Genomic DNA, 20,575 nt, shown 5'->3' on the forward strand with positions numbered 1-20,575 from the left:
ACGATGAAGCAACATCCATTTAAAATCGCATCACTTGGTATGCAGCATATGCTTGCAATGTATGCTGGTGCAATTATCGTTCCGCTTATTGTGGGCGGCGGACTTGGTTTAAATCAAAAAGAGTTAACATATTTAGTCTCAATTGATTTATTAATGTGCGGCGTTGCGACAATTTTACAAGCGTTATCAAATCGCTTTTTCGGTATTGGACTTCCAGTTGTACTTGGTTGTACATTTACAGCGGTTGGCCCGATGATTGCAATCGGGAAACAATACGGCGTATCCTCTATTTATGGAGCGATTATTGCTGCGGGGTTATTCGTTGTTATTTTTGCGAAATTATTTGGAAAGCTTGTAAAGCTGTTTCCCCCTGTTGTAACAGGATCTGTCGTTACCGTAATTGGAGTTACACTTGTTCCAGCAGCAATTAATGATATGGCTGGTGGAGTAGGAAGTAAAGATTTTGGTAGTCTTGAAAATTTAGCATTAGCATTTGGTGTTTTACTATTTATTATCATTATGTATCGTTTCTTTGACGGATTTATTCGTTCAATCTCTATTTTACTAGGTCTATTGTTCGGTACAATCGTTGCAGCATTTATGGGGAAAGTAAGCTTGCAAGCGGTTGGAGAAGCGGATTGGTTCCATGGTATTCAGCCATTTTACTTCGGTACACCAACATTTGAATTAACGCCAATTATTACGATGATTCTCGTTGCTTGCGTAGGGATTGTAGAAGCGACAGGTGTTTACTTTGCATTATCTGATATTTGCAATAAAAAGATTGGTGAAAAAGAATTAACAAAAGGGTATCGTGCAGAAGGATTAGCGATGGTGTTAGGTGGTATTTTCAACGCCTTCCCATATACAACATACTCTCAAAATGTAGGGCTTGTTCAATTAACTGGAGTAAGAAATCGCGTGATTATTTACACTTGTGGTGGTATGTTAATCGTTCTTGGGTTCATTCCAAAAATCGCAGCTATTACAACAATCATTCCGAAATCAGTACTTGGCGGTGCGATGTTAGCGATGTTCGGTATGGTAATGGCATATGGTATTAAAATGTTAAGTAGCGTTGATTTTGGAAGACAAGAAAACTTATTAATCGTTGCATGTTCAGTCGGAATCGGACTAGGAGTTACTGTCGTTCCTACATTATTCTCACAACTTCCAGAAAGCATTCGTATTTTAACAGATAACGGAATCGTACTTGGAAGTGCGTCAGCGGTCCTTTTAAATATCGTATTTAATATGGTGCCGCAGCGTAAAGTGAAAGTAAAGGATGAACCAGTTCCGATACAAAGTGCGGTAAGAGAAGCGTAAAATTGATAAAAGGTTCAAATCGCATGCGATTTGAACCTTTTATTTTTGTGTTGCTTACGAGACCTTGCTTTTCTTTTTAAGTGGCATCATTTTCCCATACGTACCAAGGCGCCATATATACTCAAGTGGCCCGTATTGGTAACGTGACAGCCACCAGCGGCTAATAAAGATTTGCAGCGTGTAGAAACCGATACAAAATAGTGGTCCTACCCATAATGGAGCAAGATAATCATTTTTGAACAATATTCCGAATACAAGCAACGTAACAATTGTATGCGAGATATAATTTGTTAATGCCATTCGACCAACGTACTGGAACGGACGTAATATCTTTTGCCATTTTTCTTTTTGTAATAAACGCATGAGCGTGAAAATGTAGAATATGAATAATGTCTTTCCGCTTATCATCGTAATACCCATAAGTGAAAATGGTGTGTATGGTTGATTGTTCATAAAGAAGTAAACCATAATAAACCACATCGGCAATGTTAAAACAAACATAATAATTTGCCATTTCTTTAGTTTTGGATCTAATTCTTTGGCACGGCGGAAAATATCTTTTTTACCGGCATATAATCCGAGTAAAAACAATCCTAGTGTTTCAGGAAGCATAATAAGACTGTTACTTATTGCTTCAGAATAGAAAGAATAGAATCTGTCTGTAATTTGTAAGCCCCAGTTTTCTAACGGCATAATGGCTATGGAAAGGCCTAGTTCATCTACCGGCACTAATAACATGACAAGAGAACCTAATAATGTGAACAATTGCATGAAACTTAATAGTACAATTGACCATATTAAAATAGTACGTGGCTTTCTTTTGTAAAATAAAAATAAGAAAAACCCGGTAATTGCATAAGTATGTAAAATGTCTCCGTCCCATAAAAGAACGTAATGTAAGAAACCAAATACTAATAAAATAAGTAAGCGACGAACAAATAAAGTTTTTGGTCGATCTGTTTTCGCTTCAGCACGAGTCATAAAAATATAAAATCCTAGGCCGAATAAAAACGAAAAGATAGTATAAAACTTTGTTTGAATAAACATATCGTAAAATAGGCGAATGTAGCTGTCTATCCCTTCGTAAATTCCTGTAATATCACGTGAGTCAACTCCAGCAATAACAGGCCAGTTCACAAGAAAAATACCTAATACAGCTATTCCTCTAATAATATCGATGGAGTGAATCCTCTCGCCTTGTGAAATATTTTGTGTCATTATTTTCCTCCTTGTTAAGTAATTCCCTTTTATTATACAAAATGTAAGATGGAGGGTATAGGGTGGATTTCCATTTTTTTTAACTATTAAGTTATGTAAGATGAGATATAATAAGAGTGCACAACAAGTTTTACCTTTTTTCAAAACAGGCAGTGAAGCTCCTTCTTATAAGGGGCTTTCTTTATGAAAAAGTGTTGATAATGATTCTCTTTAATGATAAAATGTATTCAAAAGTGATAATCATTATCAAAAAAGGTTGGTGCATGAGTATGGTATATGCATTAGTAGCAGGTACAGTCGCTGTATATGCAGTTATTGCAAAGTATGTTTTAAATGGAGTAGGAACAGCAAAATGAGTGATATTACATAAAATCCCTTTCATTTGTAAAAAGAATGAAAGGGATTTTTTATTTTTAATGAGAATATGCTGAAAATTTAGTATGATAGTAAAGTGAAACGATAATCAATGAGGGAATGTATCTCCTGTTGATTATGTGCTCGCAAATAGCGGGGAAAAGTATATACATCTTGGATAAAGGGGAACAAGGGGATGACAAACATAGTACAGACAAACGGTATGAAAAAACTTGTTTGTTTTTATGAAGAGTGGCAAAAACACGGCGATGCAGAGAATAGCTTAAAGTTGTTTGAAGTAATTCAAAAATATAAACGAGAGCAGCTTATGATAGCATTCTGCGGTCACTTCTCAGCAGGGAAATCAACGATGATGAATCATCTATATAAAGCGCAGTTGTTACCGACAAGTCCAATTCCGACCAGCGCTAACGTCGTTAAAATTGAAAAGGGATTTGATCGTGTTGTTGTAACGATTAAATCTGGAGAGCAGTACGAATATGACGGTGCATATTCAGCAGAAGAATTAAAACAAATTTGTAAAGATGGCGATGAGGTAATTGGTGTTCATATTTATCGGAATGATGCTCCAATTCCTGAAGGTGTTATGCTAGTTGATACACCAGGGATTGATTCAACAGATGATGCTCATCAACTAGCGACAGAATCAACGCTGCATCTAGCAGACGTAATTTTTTATATGATGGATTATAATCACGTCCAATCGGAAGTGAATTTACAATTTGTTAAAGAATTGAAACAACGTAATAAAACGGTTTATCTCGTTGTAAATCAAATAGATAAACATAAAGAAAATGAATTATCGTTTGCGGATTATAAAGATAGTGTAAAACAATCGTTCTCTAACTGGGATATTGAAGTAGATGGCGTTTATTATACTTCATTACGAATGATGAACCATCCACATAATGAAATTGGAAGCTTAGAAACATTAATTACTTCTATTATGAAAGAAAAAGAGCAGTATGTAAGAGATGGAATGGAGCGAGAAACAGAATATTTAATGGGGGAACATTTCTCGTTTATTCTTTCTGAAAATGAAAAATCTCTTTTGAAATATGAGGAAGAGTTAGCATCACCGCTTTCCATTTCAGAAATAGTTGAAAAGAAAGAAGAGCTAACGGAAATGAAACATCGCGAGGCTAATAAAGAGTCTCAAATGAGAAATGAATTTATAAAAGGCTTACAAGCTATATTAGATAACGCGTATTTAATGCCATTTGAAATGAGAGAATTGGCAAATGCGTACTTAGAAACGAAATTAACAAAATTTAAAGTTGGTTTGCTATTTGCGAAAGGAAAGACTGAGCAAGAAAAACAGAGACGTTTAGATGCTTTTTATGCTGCTTTGCAAAAGACTGTCGAAACGCAACTTGATTTTCATGTGAAAGAATTTATTGTTGCCTTCTTAAAAGAAGAAGGGTTGTTTACAGAAGAGATTGGGAAAGACATGTATGCTTTAGAAATTGCTTTTGGACCAGAAATGTTAGCGGAAGTAATTAAACAAGGTGCAGGTTTCACAGGTGATTACTTACTTCTTTATACAGCGGATGTAGCGAATGAATTAAAGAAACGTTATTTTACAAAAGCACAGCAAATTTTTGATAAAAGTGCAGTCGTTTTAAAGCAAAAGGTGAAAGAAGCAGTTGATCGTATTGAAGAAGAGATTGAAACATATACGATGTTGCAAACGGCAAAAGAAACACAATTGCAATACAGTAACAAATTGGAGACATATGAAAGTTATTTACAAAATGTTTGGCATGAGCGTGTTGCTATACCAGAAGGGTTGCAAATAGAAGAGATATTACAAAGTAAAAAACAAATTGTAAGTGAGAAATTCACACTACAAGAGCAGGAAGTTGTAAATGATAACGTAGCGGCTCATGAGGAAGAGATAAAAGGAACGGCAGCTTTAAATATTCAGCGTATATTAGAGAAAGTGAAGAAAGCTGAAACGATATTAGAGCCATTGCCAGCGTTAAAACATGTACAGCAAGAGGTAATAGAAAAAAGGCGCCGTGTGGAAACGAAACAATTTACAGTAGCGTTATTCGGAGCTTTTAGTGCTGGGAAATCATCATTTGCCAATGCATTGCTTGGTGAGAAAGTACTTCCTGTGTCACCAAATCCGACGACGGCAACGATCAATCAAATTTTACCAGTTACTGAGGAAAAACCACACGGAACAGTAATGGTTCAATTTAAATCAAAGCAAGCCTTATTAGAAGATATGAAAGCTGTTTATAAACTGTTTCATTATGAAATTACTACGTTAGATGAAGCGTTAGCACAGATTGATAAAGTTATGAAATACCCTTCACCAACTGGAAAGCAAAAAACAACATTTAGCTTTTTACGAGCGGTACAAAAAGGGTATGATACGGTTTCTGCGCATTTAGGTGAGCAAGTACAAGTTACATTAGATGAATTTTCTGATTATGTAGCGAATGAAGAAAAATCTTGTTTTGTTGAGTACATGGAGCTTTATTATGATTGTGCATTAACAAGGCAAGGGGTAGCGCTTGTAGACACACCTGGAGCAGATTCTATTAACGCCCGCCATACAGACGTTGCGTTCCAGTATATTAAAAACGCAGATGCTATTTTATTTGTCACGTATTATAATCACGTGTTCTCTCGTGCCGACCGTGAATTTTTAATTCAGCTTGGTCGTGTAAAGGATACTTTTGCTCTTGATAAAATGTTTTTCTTAATTAATGCAGCTGATTTAGCAGAGTCTGAAGAAGAACTTGAAATGGTAAAAGGTTATATCGCAGACCAGCTACTGCAATACGGTATTAGAAGTCCACGTTTATTTGCAATTTCAAGTTTATGTGCGCTTGAAGAGAAACAAGGAAAAAATATTGAAAAAGAGAAGTACGGTATTTTACAAAACTCTGGGATTGCTAAATTCGAGGAATCATTTACATCCTTTATGATGAGAGATTTAATGCTCGTATCTGTTCATGCTTTATATGGTGCATTGCAAGGGGCAGATCAGCTGTTAGTAAATATGATAAATGGTGCAAAGCAGGGGAATGAAGAGAAAGAGAAGCAAACGAAAAAATATGAAGCAGAGCGTGATCAACTACTTCATATTATTTCATCATATAGTGTGCTTGCTGAAGAACAGGCGATGCAAAATGAAGTGAAAGAATTGCTTTATTACGTGCAACAACGTCTATTCCTACGCTATAACGATGTGTTTACTGAATTTATTAATCCAGCATCGCTTCGAACGGATGGAAATGTGAAAGTGCAGTTGCAGCAGTGTGTTATGGAATTAGTAGCATTTATTCAGCATGATTTATTGCAAGAAATGCGTGCGACATCATTACGCCTTGAAAGATGGATAGATGAAGCGATGAAGCGTGCAAAGAATGAAATTGTGGTGAACTGTAAAGTAGAAAATGAATTAATTTCTATGAATGGAACAGTAGAATATGAATATAAAGATATTACACATAAAGAACCGTTCCCTTCAGTTGAAATAAAAGATTTCAAAAAAGCATTGTCACACTTTAAAAACGAGAAAAGCTTTTTTGAAAAGAATGACAAAGCCTTTATGCAAGAAGACGCTAAATCTGTATTAGAACCTCTCGTATCAAACTATGTAGCTGATGAAAAAGATTTATTTGTTCATCATTATAAGCAAGAGTGGGATTTGAAATGGAACTTATTCCAAAAAGTGATGCAGCAAGATGTGATGAATTATTATGAAAGTGTATTATTTGCATTGGCTGAAACAATTGATGTATCACTATATGAACAAAGTAAAGAACAATTGCAAAAGCAATTAGTAGAGATTGAAAAAGAAATGTATGTGATGTAGTCGTTATGAGAAAAAGATTCGTTCGATTTTCTTTTGTAGTACCGTATCTAAAGATTTGACAAACCCAGCAAATTCATCGGTAGAAATCATATGAGTAAGAACGAGTCGTCTGCCGTCTGGTGTTTCACCGCATAAGACGAACGAAGAAAATTCATATGTTTTGTTTTCTACTACTAATTTTGGATAGGAATACGTGTCGCTCTTCTTCTTCTTTCCATCAATAGAGATGACGTTGCATTTTTTCTCATTGTTGTCCATGGTGAATCCCTCCTTTCTATTACTTATGGTAGACAAGGAGGGTTTAGAACAATAGAGAAGGGGGAATTTTTTATGACTGTTGTAATAGAACGTATTTCAAAAGAAGCTATACCGAAGTCTTTATTACTACTTGCTGATCCAAGTGAACAGCAAGTAGCTACATATGTACAAAGAGGATTAACATACGTAGCTAAGCAAGAGGATAATGTAATCGGTGTATATGTGATTTTGGAAACAAGGCCGAAGACGATGGAAATTATGAATATTGCGGTTGTAGAGCATTTGCAAGGAAAAGGGATTGGAAAGAAGCTAGTAAGTCATGCCATAGAAACTGCTAAAGGGTATGGTATGTCAAAACTTGAAATCGGTACAGGCAATTCTAGTGTTTCACAACTTGCTTTATATCAAAAATGTGGATTTCGTATTTTTTCTATTGATTTTGATTACTTTTCGAAGCATTATGAAGAAGAGATTATTGAAAATGGGATTGTATGCCGTGATATGATTCGGCTTGCAATGGAATTGAATGAGAACGTATAACTTATTTAGGGGGAAGAGAAGATGGAAGTACATAAAGCAATTACAGCACATTCTCGTAAACAAAATGAAAGTGTAAAAGCATGTTTACAATTAGATGCGCAGCGTGAAGCAGCTATTGAAGCAGCCGTATCTCTTGCGTCAAATGGGAAAGACTTTTCGGTTGATGTCATTAATGCTCTAACGAAGCAAATTAACGCTCTTGCAAAAAATGGTGTTACACTAGAGCGTAAATATGTTACAAAAGAAATGGTTATGGAGTATGTAAGTCGTTTGCAAGAGAAAGAAGGTCGTTAAAGATGTTAGTTACAGTCGAATGGTTACGTGAGCATATAGAAGATGAGAACGTCCGTATAATCGATTGTCGTTTTGATTTAGCGAATCCTAATTGGGGTAGAGAAAAGTATGGGGAAGAACATATTCCTCATGCATTATATTTTGATTTGAATGTAGATTTATCAAGTCCTATAACAGAACATGGTGGTCGCCACCCGTTACCAAATATTGAGGAGTTTGCAGACAAACTGTCGCGAGCTGGTATTGATGAACATACGCCAGTGATTGCATATGACAGTGAAGCGGGTGCAAATGCTTCTCGTCTTTGGTGGTTATTAAACTATGTAGGACATGAGAAAGTATATATATTAGATGGCGGATTTCCAGCTTGGAAAGAGAATGGACTACCGATAACAACGGAAATTCCTGTTGTTAAACGAAAAGCATTCAAAGCAAATGTACAAGATCATATGCTTGTAACGATGGAAACGGTGAGAGAGAATATTCATACAGGTGCAGATGTTACGTTAATTGATTCTAGAGAGCCAAAACGTTATGCTGGTGTAGAGGAACTGGTTGATCCAAAAGCAGGACATATTCCAACAGCAGTAAATTATTTTTGGAAGGATGGAATGCTGCAATCAGGACAATTTAAGAATGAATCCCAGCAACAAGAACGATTCCAAAATCTTTCAAAAGATAAGGAAACAATTGTATATTGTGGTTCTGGTGTTACAGCATGCCCAAATATCGTTGCATTGAAATTAGCTGGATTCCAAAATGTTAAATTGTATGCAGGTAGCTGGAGTGATTGGATTTCTTATCCAGAAAATCAAATTGCAAAAGAAGAAGATTAATCACTTGCATGCAAAAATAATTTGTATTAAAATAAGGTCACAAGCAAGAGATTGCTCGAAAAACTTTGTATTTTACACATTGGAAACAATGTGATAATATAACGACAAGTAAATAATACATCCTGCGGTGTACGTAACTTATTTATGTCTAAAACCGATGTTAGTTATACGGAAGCTCAATATTTAGCGACCATCATCAAGCCTTCTTTGTGGAGGAAGATGTACGGTAACTGTGAGGGCATCCACCTGCGAGTAGCGGGTTTTTGGACATTTACGAGGAGCGGCACGTGCGGGGGTCTTATTTCAACTAACATTATATAAAATTCCTACGGTGTACGTAGCTTATGCATGTCTTAAACCAATAAGTTTAATATGGAAGTTCAATATTTAAATGTAGCTAACATGCCATCTTTTTAAGAAGGAAGTTACAAACATTTGTGAGAGCATCCACCTGTGAGAGCAGGTTTATGGACATCTAGAGAGAACGGCATATGTGGGGCTAAATAAAAACCTTACGTTTTATACGTAAGGTTTTTTTGTTGCATACATATATCCATTTTATCTCGATTCACCTGTGAAGTTTCCGTAATAAATATAGCATTTTCTGTCTTCATCAATTTCTCTTGAATCTAAAGTAAACTCCATATGCATGCTGTCGCGCTGAATATATATAATATCTGAATGAAGAGATGGTAAAATTTCTTCATAGTTCCATACATCTTTACTTTCAATCAAGTTTGAACTTGTATCCTTTAGCTCTCTAATTTCAAAACCGATGTGGAAGTAAGTAGGATCTGAAGGATCGTTAGAGAAAGTTTCTTGTTGAATATATATAACTGCTGTTCCGTCTGGATCTACTGAGGTTGCAGTGACAACATATGTATTTTTATCTTTTATAAAATATTCACAAGTCATGCGTGCAATGATTTCAGAATTAGAAATATTTGTGTAATTCCATAAAGCAGGATATCCTTTTGTTTCATCATTAAGTCGATATTCTAAGCGCATTTTATCCCTCTTCTTCCTTTTTCTTCTACTTTATCATGACATCCTATATAATAGGAATAGAATTTAAAAAGGGGAGTGCGAAGGTGACAAAAACGAAATGGCTAGTAGGTGGTGTCGTAACGTCTTTAATGACCGGCACCTTATTTGGCTGCGCACAAGATTTACCCCCAAAACCGAATGATAATAGTTGTTCAGATTGGGATTGGGATGATGAACTTGGGGTATGGCAGTGTGATGATAGTAGTTCAGGATATCGTGGGCATTATTTCTATGGCGGAACATACTATCAAAATAAATCCAATTTTAAAAATTCATCGGCGTTTAAATCGTATCAATCGTCTGCGGAATTTAAAGGTGGGATTGGAAGTGGTTCAAAGGGAGGATTTGGGGGCTAACATATGTCGCAGTACATAAGGGATCGAAAAGAGTTTTATTCAAAATATCCGGATTTCTGGTCGGATTTATATGAATGTGAGTATAGTTTGTTTCATGTTTTCTCTATAACAAATGAGACTATGAAACAATTACAGTTAGCAACTGAACGAATGGGAAAAATATTTTTTAAGACTGCTAGACTTTTGCGGAATTTAAGTGACGAACAGCTTCTTGAACTCGGATTTCCTCCTGCGAGCTTATCATTCATTAGAATGAAAGGATTATATCCTGAATCTATTATTTCACGGTTTGATTTCGTTTTAACAGGTGAAAACAAAATGAAAATGCTCGAATTTAATAGTGATACGCCAACGTTTATTATGGAATGTTTTCAAATAAATGGAAAAGTTTGCGAGAAACTAGGCTATGATGATCCGAACTCGGATCAAGAACGATTACTATCTTCTGGTGTTACAAAAGCCGTACTAGAAGCGACAAAGGAAATAGACAATCCAAATGTTGTTTTTACAGCACATCATGAACATATTGAGGATTGGAATACGACTATGTATTTGAGTCAGCTATGCCATGTTGAAAATAAAGTAGTGCCAATGTCAGAACTTAGAATTACAAAAGATGCTTTAGTGGATAGGGATGGAGTGCAAATTGATGTTTTATACCGCCAAACATATCCGATAGAAGATTTAATTGAGGATCAAGATCCTGAAACAGGAGATTTGGTAGGTGTGGAGTTGTTGCAACTTGTAAAAGCCGGAAAGCTTTTTATCATCAATCCTTTGTCAGCATTTTTACTTCAGCCAAAATCAGTTCAGTGTCTTATTTGGGGGCTAGCAGAAGAAGAGGCCTTTTATACAAATGAGGAACAACGGTGGATTAAAGAATATATGCTACCTACATATTTAGAACCAGATTTATTTTTAAGAAAAGGTTCTTTCGTTCAAAAACCTTCATTTGGTAGAGAAGGAGATACAATTACGATTCGCGATAAGGACGAAAATATTATGCTTCAAAATACATACCAAACGTATAAAGCGTCGCTGCCGATATTTCAAAAGTATACAGAACTTCCAGTCGTATCGTTGGAAACAGAAAAAGGGATGGAGAAATTGTCGTATGTGTTTGGTTCATTTTTAATTGCTGGAAAAGCGAGTAGTATTGGTATTCGTGCTGGTGAAAAAATTACGGGGAATGAATCGTACTATTTACCGGTAGGTATAAAAAAGGAGGAAGTATATGATTAATTTTTTATTATATTTAGCAGTAACACTTGGTCTTTTATGCATTGGTCTTTTCCTAATGGAAGTGACAACGAAAGTAAAAGAATTTAAGTTAATGGCCCAAGGGAATAAGGCGGTAAGCTATGTACTTGGAGGGCGATTACTTGGGTTAGCTATTGTTTTATATTCAACAGCAGCTAATTCTATTTCACTTCTTGATATGGTTTCGTGGGGAGCGGTTGGGATTTTAGCTCAAATTATCGTCTTTTATTTGGCTGAGTGGCTTACACCAAGCTTTAATATAAATAAAAGTCTTGAAGAAGATAATCAAGCGGTCGGTCTTTTTCTTATGTTTTTATCGCTTTCAATTGGGATTGTAATTGCTGGTTGTATAACTTATTAAAAACTTTACGTTTAAACGTAAAGTTTTTATTATATCTAGGTTAGTTTGTTATACCTTTTGAAAAAAATGTAGGCTACTGTTGACATCTATTTTAAATAAGAGTAACATTTTCTATGTAATAAAAATAAGTCTCTGTTAGGTGAGGCTCCTGTATAGAGAAATGCTACTGCCCAAAAATGTCGAGAGACGCCAATGGGTCAACAGGAATGATCGAATTAAGGTTTTTCTTAATGTAGCTGGTAATGTACCTATGCTATACAGTGCTAAAACTCGGCGAGGGAGAGGTCCGTAGATTTCTAATTGTATTAGGAATCGTTTATTTGTGTATGTCATGGCCTTTACTCTTTTCGGAGTAAGGGTCTTTTTGTTACCAAGCTATGAGTAAATTCATAGTATAAACTATAAAATAAAACGAGGAGGTGAGGAGCATGTCAAATTCTGACTCGGTTCCGTTACCCATATACTTCAAATCAAAAATATATGATGTAGGCAGGAAACGACTTGTTCCTCCCTCTATATTTATCATCATGTAGCGTTTATATGTATGTTTAGGCGCTAGACACTTTCACCGTAAAGTGGATAAATTGAGAAACAAAGCGTTTCTTCCTACGTTGTAAAGGAGGAGACGATAATATGTTATATGCAAACAAAACTGTGGGTAACACGTCATATAAATTAAGCAAAAAATCAATGAAAGAACAAACGATGCTTCAAAAAAATAAAGATTTATTAATTGAAATTGCAACGAGAGATGTAAAATCTGTATTTGCGTATTTTAAAACAACAAGAGATGGATTGTCTATGAAAGAGGCACAAAAACGTATTCAAGTATACGGCCGAAATGAATTAACTTCAAAAAGAGCTCGTATTGCGGAAGTGATGATGAAGCTAAGTGGAATGATCCCAGGTTTTTCAAAACAACATGTGAGAGATGGATTACAATGTGAGAAGATTACTGTGTCTCGAGTAGAATGTTCTAGTGTAACAGGTTTAAACGGTGAATTGAAAATGATGGATTTGCCAGTACAAGAGCTTGTTCCAGGAGATATGATTTTCCTTTCAGAAGGTGATACAGTACCAGCAGATGTACGTATCATTTACGCGAATGATTTATTAGTAAATGAATCTGTGCTAACAGGAAACGATGCAAGTATTGAGAAATTTGAAAGTTGCTATCATCTTGAGCGCAAACGATTTATTCCTTTAAAACGAATGAAAGACTATAATCCACTTGAACTTGAAAACGTATGTTTCAAAGGGACGTATATTGTTGGTGGAAATGCAAAAGCTGTAGTTGTTTCGACTGGGAAAAATACGTATTCAGGAATTCTTCATACTTGTTGTAGTAGAACGTCTTAATGTGTAAATGATGCTAAATATACAAAAACAATGTATAATAGACAAAGTTGAAAAACGTAGAATGGTAATCTATTTATATAACCTTACGTGATGACGTGGGGTTATTATTTTTTTGGTAGGAGAGGAATTATGAAAAAAGTATTATTAGTTGATGGTATGGCACTATTATTTCGTGCTTTTTATGCAACAAGTGTCTATGGACAATTTATGAAACGACAAGATGGTACCCCTACAAACGGGATTCATGGTTATATGAAACATTTATTAACAGCAATGCAAGCAATTGAACCGACACATATCGTAACATGCTGGGATATGGGAAGTACAACATTTAGAACAGAATCGTTCTCAAATTATAAAGCGAATCGTGCAGCACCACCTGAAGAATTAATTCCGCAATTTGATTTAGTACAAGAAATGACTGCGAAATTGTCCATTCCAGTTATTGGAATGAAAGGGTATGAAGCGGATGATTGTATTGGTACGCTTGCAAAACAATATTGTAATGAAGCTGAAGTTTACATTTTAACAGGTGATACGGACTTACTGCAGCTTGTTGATAAGAGCGTTACAGTTATGCTTCTGCGCAAAGGAATTGGAAATTACGAGTATTACACACCAGAGAAAATTATGGAAGAAAAAGGTGTGGAACCGTGGCAAATCGTGCATGCAAAAGCTTTCATGGGAGATACGAGCGATAATTACCCAGGTGTAAAAGGTATTGGTGAAAAAACAGCGTATAAACTGATTCAAGAGCATGGTACAGTAGCAACTGTACTAGAAAATGTGGCATCTTTAACGAAAGCGCAACGTACGAAGATTGAAAGTGATTTAGAGAATTTAAATATTTCATTACAATTAGCGCAAATTCATTGTGAAGTTCCTATTTCATGTTCGCTAGAAGAAGGATTACACACAATAGATGAAGAAAAACTACGATTCGTTTGTGAAGAAATGAATTGGGGAAGACCTGAAATATTAATCAATATGTTGTAAATAGTTTGAAAAGAAGGATGTTGCATGAGTCGAAGCTTGACTAGGTGACACCTTCTTTTTTATTTTGAAAAAAAGAATTTTAGTAGATGAAAGTATATGGAATGTAGCTTGAAATATATAAATATTTCGACAAGGTAAATTGATATAAGATGACGTAAATGGCGATTTATGTAATAAAATGAAGCAACTACAAAACTGTTTTACGTAGATCTCTTTTTCGTGTTCACAAAGTTGTCAGAAAATAAACAGAATTTTCATGTGAAGTTCAAATGGAATTCACAACAATCAATTATTATAAGAACACCCAGATAATTCTTTATATAAACCATCCCCCAAGGAGGACAATGAAAATGAGAAAAAAAGTGAGAAAATCTTTTAAACAATTATTAATTGAAAATAAACAATCACTATTAAATAATAAAGAAAATATGAAAGAAATTGAGGAACGAATTGAGAAACGACATGTCGCATATAGTGGCTCTAGCAACTAAATAAGGTAAAAAAAGATAGCCGATAAAGGCTATCTTTTTTGTTTTATATTGAAATAACTATATTTCCCTCTTTAATTTTTGTAAATATACAAGATATTTTCATAGTGTTTTTCTACCAATTTTTTTCATTTTTCGAGGTTGAAATTGGTATATACCAATTTAAGAGATTTTCTATTCATAATATTACAAAAAATGTTACAATACATTCAAAATTACGCTATAAATCATTTTAATATGAAAAATTGGAATGAAAAGAAAGGAGAGGAATATGAATAATGGTTTCGCTTTGAAATGATTATTATCATTTCATTAGGAGTTGATATAAAACGATGGATAGGTATGAAGAACTGGATTCAATTCGAGGAATTTCCTCATTGGTAGTAATGATTGGTCATCATTTAATGATTTTTTCAGTATTTCAAAATTACAGTTATGAAGATAATAAACCATTTGTTATGTATCTATTAAAAGAAACACCTGCTCGTCTAATTTTTAGTAGTGGTAACGAATCTGTTATTATCTTTTTTGTTTTGAGTGGATTTGTTTTGTATAGATCCATTCAAAACAACTACGATAGTTATGGGTCCTTCCTTTTAAAGCGTATATGCAGAATCTATATTCCATATATCGTAGCAATACTTATAGCTATTTTATGCCAAACTACAATGAGTGAATATGGAATTTCTCATTTAAGTGAATGGTTTAATCGCTCATGGACGATTGAAAGTTCTTTAAGCCTAATCGTGCAGCATATATTATTGGTTGGGAAATATAATACAGATGCATATAACGGCGTAATTTGGTCACTTGTTCATGAAATGCGAATATCAATAATTTTCCCGCTAGTTTTGATGGTTTGTTTACGAAAAACGTTGAGAGATTCGTTATTGATATTGTTTAGTTTTAGTATATGTTCTGTCGGGATTCTATTATTATTTCACTCAAGTTTAACATTAACAAGCTATGCATTAACCCTGCATTACACAGTACTGTTTTTACTAGGGGCACTAGTTGCGAAGTATAAAAATAATGTAATAGTTTTTTATAGTAATCGTACTAAAAATGAGAAAATTGCATGGTTTTTATTAGCGATTTTACTTTATATGTATGAAGGGCTTATCGGAGAAATTAAAGTGCTCAATAATTTTATATTGCGAGACTACGTAGTAGCGATAAGTGCATGTTTATTTGTCATATTAAGTTTATCAGTATCAACTTTGTCGTCGTTGCTGCGTAATAAATACTTGTTATATTTGGGGAAGATTTCTTACAGTCTTTATTTATACCATATCATATCGTTATTTTCCCTTATATACATGCTCCATGAAATATTACCGTTGCCTATCATTTTAATTTTCTCACTCGTTTTTTCATTTATACTTGCAATGCTTTCGTATATATCTGTAGAAAAATTTGCATTCAGAGTCGGAAAGTATGTAACAAAGCAAGCGAATAGAAAGAAGAAAGGGTTATCTGTAAAGAATGATGTGCAGAATATGAATCAGACAAAGGCGGTGAAATAATTGAAGCAAGAAATTAGTATGAAGGATTTTCAACAGTTATTGAAAAGAAGGATAGTAACAATTTTTTTGACGATGTGCTGTTTAACTGTTTCTCTAATTCTTATCTCTATGTACGTATTAAAGCCTTCATATCAATATTCAACACAAATTCTTGTTGGGAATCTAGATGAGTTTAATAAGGAAAATTCAACAAATAAAACACAGGAAAATAAGCAGCTCGTAACTTCGTATGTTGATATTTTAAAAAGTCCACTTATTATTTCAACCGTCAAAAAAACTTTGAAATTAGAGCAATCAAGTTATGAATTAGCTCAAAAGATTTCAGTAGTGAATATGGACAATTCACAAATTGTTACTGTTACAGTAAAAGATTCGGATTCTAAAATTGTAAAAGAAATCGTAAAGTCACTGGCAGAACAATCTCAAAAAAGTTTTCAACAGTATACGAATGTACAGGGAGTAAAAATATTAACTGACCCTGAGTTACAGGAAAATGCAGAAAAGTTGTTTCCGAAATTTCAACTTATTATCCCTATCTCTTTACTTGTTAGTTTTTTTGTTGGGATAGGTTTAGCTATATTTCGAGATTATTTTGATGAGCGTATATACGTGGAACAAGATTTGGAGAAAATAACAACAATCCCTGTTATTTGCTACATAAATATGAAACCGAAAAGAAAAAAGAAATCTACAGAAGTTGATACGCAATCATCTATATATCGAGGTGAACATGTCGATGTTTAAGACAAAGAAACAGCTTCCATTTGATCCGCATAATGCTTTAATGAAAGAGCAGTTTTATACGCTGTATCACGAGTTGAAAAAATCGGGGAAACAAGTGTTCACAATTAGTTCAACGAAGGATAGAGGTGTTGTTGCCTCGCTTATAGTCAATATAGGGCTAGTGTTTGCAGAAATGAAAAAAAAGGTGTTACTTATCGATGTGAATTTTTCCGATCCTAAGCTACATCTACTATTACAAAGCAACCATACGAAAACAGTGAATGATATAATAAGCGATCCCTCCTGTAGTTATGAAACTTTCTCTAGTAACTTATCTAAATACTTATATTGTATTCCTGCAAAAAAAACAGTACACACTGGTACACCTTTAGTTGCTACAGATGAATTTGATTATGTAATTGCAAAATGGAAGGAAGATTTTGATTACATTTTCTTGTATTCCTCTGAAGTATTTGAGCTTCCTGCTACGCACATGATTGCAGGGAAATGCGATGGAGTGGTCTTAGCGGTTAAAAGGAGAAAGGATTCCCTACATACTGTGCAAAAAGTGATAGCAAATATAAAGAAGAAAGAATGTGAATTAATAGGTATAGTTTTATATTCTTGAATGTGGGGGTAACGATCTATGATTCGTGAAACAAATCAAGCCAAGTTGTATACGATTCCGGCCCAAGAAAAGACCAGTATTTTGAATCGAAGTATAAAGCGCTTGTTTGATATTATATTTTCACTCATATTGTTACTAGTAACGCTGCCAACTATGTTGTTTTTTTGTATTATAATTGCTTTCGAAACAGCAGGAGCTCCAATTTATTTTCAAGAACGTTTAGGGATGAATGGAAAGAAATTTAATGTATTTAAATTAAGGTCGATGGTAAAAGATGCTGAAATAAATGGACCGCAATGGGCAGATGAAAATGATCCAAGAATTACTAAAGTTGGATCATTTATAAGAAAAACGAGAATTGATGAATTGCCGCAACTTTTCAATATTTTAAAAGGCGATATGTCTTTTGTTGGACCTAGGCCAGAGAGAGAGTATTTTTATAAACAATTTGATGCCTATATTCCGGAATTCAAGGAACGTTTAATTGTGAAGCCAGGGTTAACAGGATGGGCACAAATAAATGGCGGGTATGATCTTGATCCAAAAGAAAAGTTGAAATGGGACATGGAGTATATTGAAATGAAAACGATTAAGATGGACATTCATATTTTATGTAAAACTGTTTTAATCGTATTGAATGGTAATGGTGCAAGATAAATATACTTAAGTAGGTTGCTTGCAAAGGAGAACAGGTATGGGTAGATCGATTTTAAATAATATTATCCATCTATTTTATAGCACGATTTTAGCTAATCTTCTTCAGGCTGTGAGTTTAATTGCTTTAGCAAATTTTTTTAATGCACAAAATTATGGGATGTTTAGTGTTGCTATAGCAGTGGCGTTTGTTATGTTATTTTTTACAGATTTAGGACTTACGAATACGTTTCTTCGAGAAGGGGCAAAAGATGGAATAGACTTAGAGATGATTTTATCGTCGTATATAAAGGTAAGGATGATTCTACTTATTTTTATTTCTATAATTGGCTATATTGCTATTCATTATATGTATGCGGATAAAAATTTGATTTATATGATGATAAGCGTAATGTTTTTCATGTTAATAGGATTAACATGTCAAAACATAGGCATTGCCTATTTTCAACTGACGGAACGTATGAAGTATATAGCACTTATTAAAGTTGTATCAGCGTCAGTTGTTATCATAATTACATGTTTTTGTATTTTCGGAGAGTTACCGGTGTATGTAACAGCTCGTTTATATGCTTTTGGGTATATGATCGGTGGTTTGTTCAGTATATATATCATGAGAAAAAAGACGAAAATGAATATGAAGGTTGTAATTCATAAAGCGTTATTTTGGCAATTAACTCCTTTTATTATTAGTGGTTTTTTAATAATGAGTACCCCGCAATTAGCGCCTATCTTGCTCAACTATACATTGCCATTAAGTATGGTCGGTGTTTTTGCAGTGGCGTACCGGATGCCAGCGGCTTTATATCAAGTGCCAGGAGTGATTGCAGGTGCATTTTTCCCAGTGCTCTTTAAACATTATAATCAGAATAAATTAGAAGAGCATACGAAATTAAACTTACTTCAAATAAAATTAATGGCGATCGTGGGAATATGTATGACGCTAGGTTTATATCATTTAGCACCTTACTTTATTTCTATATTTTTTCATGAGGAATGGAAAAATGCAGTAGAGCCACTCCAAATATTATCATTTCTCATTGCACTGCAAAGTTTAAATATTGCTATAGCTGATGGTTTAACAACGAGTGGACGTCAAAATAAAAGAACGGTTGTGCAATGTATAGCATTAGTGATAGGTGGGATTATGCTTTATAGCTTTAGTAGTATTGGTGGAGTGATAGGAGCGGCTTATGCTATGGTTTTATTTGAAATTGTGGCCTTAGTTGGGTATATAGCGGTAAGTGTAGTGAAGGGGAAAATTGTATTTCAAATTGTCATACCTTATACAATTTATTTTGGCGTAACTTTTATTGGGGTGCAATATATATTGCATACATATCATTTCATTGCGCTCGTTCTTAATATGTTAATCGTAGTAGTGGGTATATTCCTATATGACTATGAGCTGAAAAAACTTCTTCTCTCGTTTATAACAAAAACACGTAAAAAGGATTATATTACGAAACAGGGGATATAGCCTATGGAAAATAATATGAAAATATCGATGAAATGGATTATGCTCTTAATATTATTTGTCATGTTAAGTAAATACAATATATATATTGGATTTTCGCTGAAGATATATATGATTTTTTTAGTGATATATTTTTGTTTAACAGTTAAAAACTTTCATATTCAAAAGCTATATTTTCATGAAGTTGTATTTTTACTATTTTATTTCATTTATTGTTTCAGTGGAATTCTTTCTATATATTTACATGCTAGTATTCGTATGATTTTTGGTGTGTTACTTGTTTTAGGGTGTTATTTTATAATGAGAAATTTAGTAGGAAATGTTGAAATAGCAACACTTGAATCATCTATTGTCTATGTAGGAATTATATTTAATATTGTAAGTCTAATACTGTATATAGTCGGCTTACAGCACTTTGGATTGTACGGTGGAGAAGAAAGAGAAATTTTTGCCGGACTATTAGTTGATAGAGGATACCCAAGGTTAATTGGTTTGCTAGATGATCCTAACATTTTTATTTTTTATAATACAATATTTTTTATGTATTATATGACAAACCTACATAATATAACGAACATTTTAGGATTGATTTTATGTGTGACGACAAGTTTATTAACTTTCTCAAGGGGCGGGATATTAGCACTTGTGCTCGTCGTTTTTGTATATGTATGTACATCTAGTTTTGCAAAAAAAATAAAAATAATAATGTGTTTACTATTGTTTGGTGTAGTAATCTTCAGTTTATCGAATAGTGTAATGGGTGGCCAATTGGATGACATATTGAATAAACGAATTTCTGATTTTTCGCATGATAATGGAAGTGGAAGATTTACATTATGGGAAGCTGCTTTTAAATATTATGTATCCAATCCATATATCGGAATTGGTGCGTTTAATTTTTCGAATTATTATGAGTTTCAATTTAATGAAAAATTATATGTGCACAATACATTTTTAGAAATTTTGTCTGAATCGGGTACAATTGGTTTTCTTTTATATAGCGCTTTTTTATGCATATTAA

Annotated in this window: 20 protein-coding genes, 2 other RNA genes and 1 riboswitch; of the genes, 19 read left to right on the top strand and 3 right to left on the bottom strand. The window is 34.0% G+C overall.

The genetic code is table 11. The annotated features are described in order from the left end of the window. The first annotated feature begins 3 nt into the window (after positions 1-3). On the top strand, positions 4-1,326 hold the full coding sequence (pbuX, locus tag MR079_RS17575; RefSeq protein ID WP_000809226.1) for a xanthine permease PbuX: 1,323 nt from the start codon (positions 4-6) through the stop codon (positions 1,324-1,326). 54 nt (positions 1,327-1,380) lie between these two features. On the opposite strand, the gene MR079_RS17580 is transcribed toward pbuX, so the two are convergent. Further along, positions 1,381-2,544 carry a DUF418 domain-containing protein gene (locus tag MR079_RS17580; protein WP_242294368.1) on the bottom strand — a complete coding sequence of 388 codons (1,164 nt, stop codon included), beginning with the start codon at positions 2,542-2,544 and terminating at the stop codon, positions 1,381-1,383. Positions 2,545-3,094: 550 nt separating this feature from the next. Here MR079_RS17580 and MR079_RS17585 point away from each other — a divergent pair. Beyond that, positions 3,095-6,754 carry a dynamin family protein gene (locus tag MR079_RS17585; protein ID WP_242294369.1) on the top strand — a complete coding sequence of 1,220 codons (3,660 nt, stop codon included), beginning with the start codon at positions 3,095-3,097 and terminating at the stop codon, positions 6,752-6,754. 3 nt (positions 6,755-6,757) lie between these two features. Here MR079_RS17585 and MR079_RS17590 read toward each other — a convergent pair whose 3' ends face one another. Then, positions 6,758-7,012: a DUF3931 domain-containing protein gene (locus MR079_RS17590; protein ID WP_000369740.1), complete on the bottom strand. Its 255-nt coding sequence runs from the start codon at positions 7,010-7,012 to the stop codon at positions 6,758-6,760. Between the two features lie 72 nt (positions 7,013-7,084). Between MR079_RS17590 and MR079_RS17595 the strand changes: the two genes are divergently transcribed. From MR079_RS17595 to ssrS (MR079_RS17615), 5 genes are all read left to right on the top strand, one after another. Continuing rightward, the gene (locus MR079_RS17595) at positions 7,085-7,552 is read left to right on the top strand and encodes a GNAT family N-acetyltransferase (protein WP_139868020.1); all 468 of its coding nucleotides are present in this window, start codon (positions 7,085-7,087) and stop codon (positions 7,550-7,552) included. A gap of 21 nt (positions 7,553-7,573) precedes the next feature. After that, entirely contained in the window at positions 7,574-7,846 is a 273-nt protein-coding gene (locus tag MR079_RS17600) for a YpbS family protein (RefSeq protein ID WP_139868017.1), read from the top strand. Between the two features lie 2 nt (positions 7,847-7,848). Beyond that, the gene (locus tag MR079_RS17605; RefSeq protein ID WP_242294370.1) at positions 7,849-8,682 is read left to right on the top strand and encodes a sulfurtransferase; all 834 of its coding nucleotides are present in this window, start codon (positions 7,849-7,851) and stop codon (positions 8,680-8,682) included. Between the two features lie 116 nt (positions 8,683-8,798). Further along, positions 8,799-8,981, top strand: a non-coding RNA gene (ssrS, locus tag MR079_RS17610) — 6S RNA. A 21-nt stretch (positions 8,982-9,002) separates the two neighbouring features. Next, positions 9,003-9,186, top strand: a non-coding RNA gene (ssrS, locus tag MR079_RS17615) — 6S RNA. A gap of 54 nt (positions 9,187-9,240) precedes the next feature. Here the strand turns inward: ssrS (MR079_RS17615) and MR079_RS17620 are convergent. Further along, positions 9,241-9,690, bottom strand: coding sequence for a hypothetical protein (locus tag MR079_RS17620; RefSeq protein ID WP_242294371.1), 450 nt, complete (start codon positions 9,688-9,690; stop codon positions 9,241-9,243). 83 nt (positions 9,691-9,773) lie between these two features. Here MR079_RS17620 and MR079_RS17625 point away from each other — a divergent pair, with 83 nt between their 5' ends. From MR079_RS17625 to MR079_RS17680, 12 genes are all read left to right on the top strand, one after another. After that, positions 9,774-10,085, top strand: a complete 312-nt coding sequence (locus MR079_RS17625) for a hypothetical protein (protein ID WP_139868011.1) — start codon at positions 9,774-9,776, stop codon at positions 10,083-10,085. Positions 10,086-10,088: 3 nt separating this feature from the next. After that, positions 10,089-11,327, top strand: coding sequence for a glutathionylspermidine synthase family protein (locus MR079_RS17630; protein WP_242294372.1), 1,239 nt, complete (start codon positions 10,089-10,091; stop codon positions 11,325-11,327). Next, the gene (locus MR079_RS17635; protein ID WP_242294373.1) at positions 11,320-11,706 is read left to right on the top strand and encodes a DUF350 domain-containing protein; all 387 of its coding nucleotides are present in this window, start codon (positions 11,320-11,322) and stop codon (positions 11,704-11,706) included. Before MR079_RS17630 ends, MR079_RS17635 begins: the two co-directional genes overlap by 8 nt. A 124-nt stretch (positions 11,707-11,830) precedes the next feature. Continuing rightward, positions 11,831-11,996: riboswitch (M-box (ykoK) riboswitch) on the top strand. Positions 11,997-12,339: 343 nt separating this feature from the next. Next, entirely contained in the window at positions 12,340-13,065 is a 726-nt protein-coding gene (locus tag MR079_RS17640) for a P-type ATPase actuator domain-containing protein (protein WP_139868006.1), read from the top strand. Between the two features lie 129 nt (positions 13,066-13,194). After that, positions 13,195-14,061: a 5'-3' exonuclease gene (locus MR079_RS17645; RefSeq protein WP_139868004.1), complete on the top strand. Its 867-nt coding sequence runs from the start codon at positions 13,195-13,197 to the stop codon at positions 14,059-14,061. 350 nt (positions 14,062-14,411) lie between these two features. Then, positions 14,412-14,552 (top strand): FbpB family small basic protein, encoded by a 141-nt coding sequence (locus MR079_RS17650; RefSeq protein ID WP_048527108.1) that lies wholly within the window; start codon positions 14,412-14,414, stop codon positions 14,550-14,552. Between the two features lie 329 nt (positions 14,553-14,881). Continuing rightward, positions 14,882-16,075 carry an acyltransferase family protein gene (locus MR079_RS17655; RefSeq protein WP_242294374.1) on the top strand — a complete coding sequence of 398 codons (1,194 nt, stop codon included), beginning with the start codon at positions 14,882-14,884 and terminating at the stop codon, positions 16,073-16,075. Next, a complete protein-coding gene (locus MR079_RS17660) occupies positions 16,076-16,819 on the top strand; it encodes a YveK family protein (protein ID WP_242294375.1) in 744 nt (247 codons plus the stop codon). Further along, positions 16,806-17,426: a CpsD/CapB family tyrosine-protein kinase gene (locus MR079_RS17665; RefSeq protein ID WP_140421320.1), complete on the top strand. Its 621-nt coding sequence runs from the start codon at positions 16,806-16,808 to the stop codon at positions 17,424-17,426. Before MR079_RS17660 ends, MR079_RS17665 begins: the two co-directional genes overlap by 14 nt. Before the next feature lie 18 nt (positions 17,427-17,444). Further along, complete coding sequence (locus MR079_RS17670) at positions 17,445-18,083, top strand: sugar transferase (protein WP_087951894.1); 639 nt, start codon at positions 17,445-17,447, stop codon at positions 18,081-18,083. A gap of 37 nt (positions 18,084-18,120) precedes the next feature. Then, entirely contained in the window at positions 18,121-19,557 is a 1,437-nt protein-coding gene (locus tag MR079_RS17675; protein WP_242294376.1) for an oligosaccharide flippase family protein, read from the top strand. A 3-nt stretch (positions 19,558-19,560) separates the two neighbouring features. Continuing rightward, positions 19,561-20,575, top strand: a 1,015-nt coding sequence (locus MR079_RS17680; RefSeq protein WP_242294377.1) for an O-antigen ligase family protein, incomplete at its 3' end; no start/stop codon positions are given.

The organism is Bacillus cereus group sp. BfR-BA-01381 (assembly GCF_022663555.1).
In the GTDB taxonomy this organism is placed as follows: Bacteria; Bacillota; Bacilli; order Bacillales; family Bacillaceae_G; genus Bacillus_A; species Bacillus_A pacificus.

Excerpts from the sequence above, each read along its gene's own strand:
- pbuX (WP_000809226.1), top strand. The coding sequence starts at position 4 with ATGAAGCAACATCCATTTAAAATCGCATCACTTGGTATGCAGCATATG.
- MR079_RS17580 (WP_242294368.1), bottom strand. The coding sequence starts at position 2,544 with ATGACACAAAATATTTCACAAGGCGAGAGGATTCACTCCATCGATATT.
- MR079_RS17585 (WP_242294369.1), top strand. The coding sequence starts at position 3,095 with ATGACAAACATAGTACAGACAAACGGTATGAAAAAACTTGTTTGTTTT.
- MR079_RS17590 (WP_000369740.1), bottom strand. The coding sequence starts at position 7,012 with ATGGACAACAATGAGAAAAAATGCAACGTCATCTCTATTGATGGAAAG.
- MR079_RS17595 (WP_139868020.1), top strand. The coding sequence starts at position 7,085 with ATGACTGTTGTAATAGAACGTATTTCAAAAGAAGCTATACCGAAGTCT.
- MR079_RS17600 (WP_139868017.1), top strand. The coding sequence starts at position 7,574 with ATGGAAGTACATAAAGCAATTACAGCACATTCTCGTAAACAAAATGAA.
- MR079_RS17605 (WP_242294370.1), top strand. The coding sequence starts at position 7,849 with ATGTTAGTTACAGTCGAATGGTTACGTGAGCATATAGAAGATGAGAAC.
- MR079_RS17620 (WP_242294371.1), bottom strand. The coding sequence starts at position 9,690 with ATGCGCTTAGAATATCGACTTAATGATGAAACAAAAGGATATCCTGCT.
- MR079_RS17630 (WP_242294372.1), top strand. The coding sequence starts at position 10,089 with ATGTCGCAGTACATAAGGGATCGAAAAGAGTTTTATTCAAAATATCCG.
- MR079_RS17635 (WP_242294373.1), top strand. The coding sequence starts at position 11,320 with ATGATTAATTTTTTATTATATTTAGCAGTAACACTTGGTCTTTTATGC.
- MR079_RS17640 (WP_139868006.1), top strand. The coding sequence starts at position 12,340 with ATGTTATATGCAAACAAAACTGTGGGTAACACGTCATATAAATTAAGC.
- MR079_RS17645 (WP_139868004.1), top strand. The coding sequence starts at position 13,195 with ATGAAAAAAGTATTATTAGTTGATGGTATGGCACTATTATTTCGTGCT.
- MR079_RS17650 (WP_048527108.1), top strand. The coding sequence starts at position 14,412 with ATGAGAAAAAAAGTGAGAAAATCTTTTAAACAATTATTAATTGAAAAT.
- MR079_RS17655 (WP_242294374.1), top strand. The coding sequence starts at position 14,882 with ATGGATAGGTATGAAGAACTGGATTCAATTCGAGGAATTTCCTCATTG.
- MR079_RS17665 (WP_140421320.1), top strand. The coding sequence starts at position 16,806 with ATGTCGATGTTTAAGACAAAGAAACAGCTTCCATTTGATCCGCATAAT.
- MR079_RS17670 (WP_087951894.1), top strand. The coding sequence starts at position 17,445 with ATGATTCGTGAAACAAATCAAGCCAAGTTGTATACGATTCCGGCCCAA.
- MR079_RS17675 (WP_242294376.1), top strand. The coding sequence starts at position 18,121 with ATGGGTAGATCGATTTTAAATAATATTATCCATCTATTTTATAGCACG.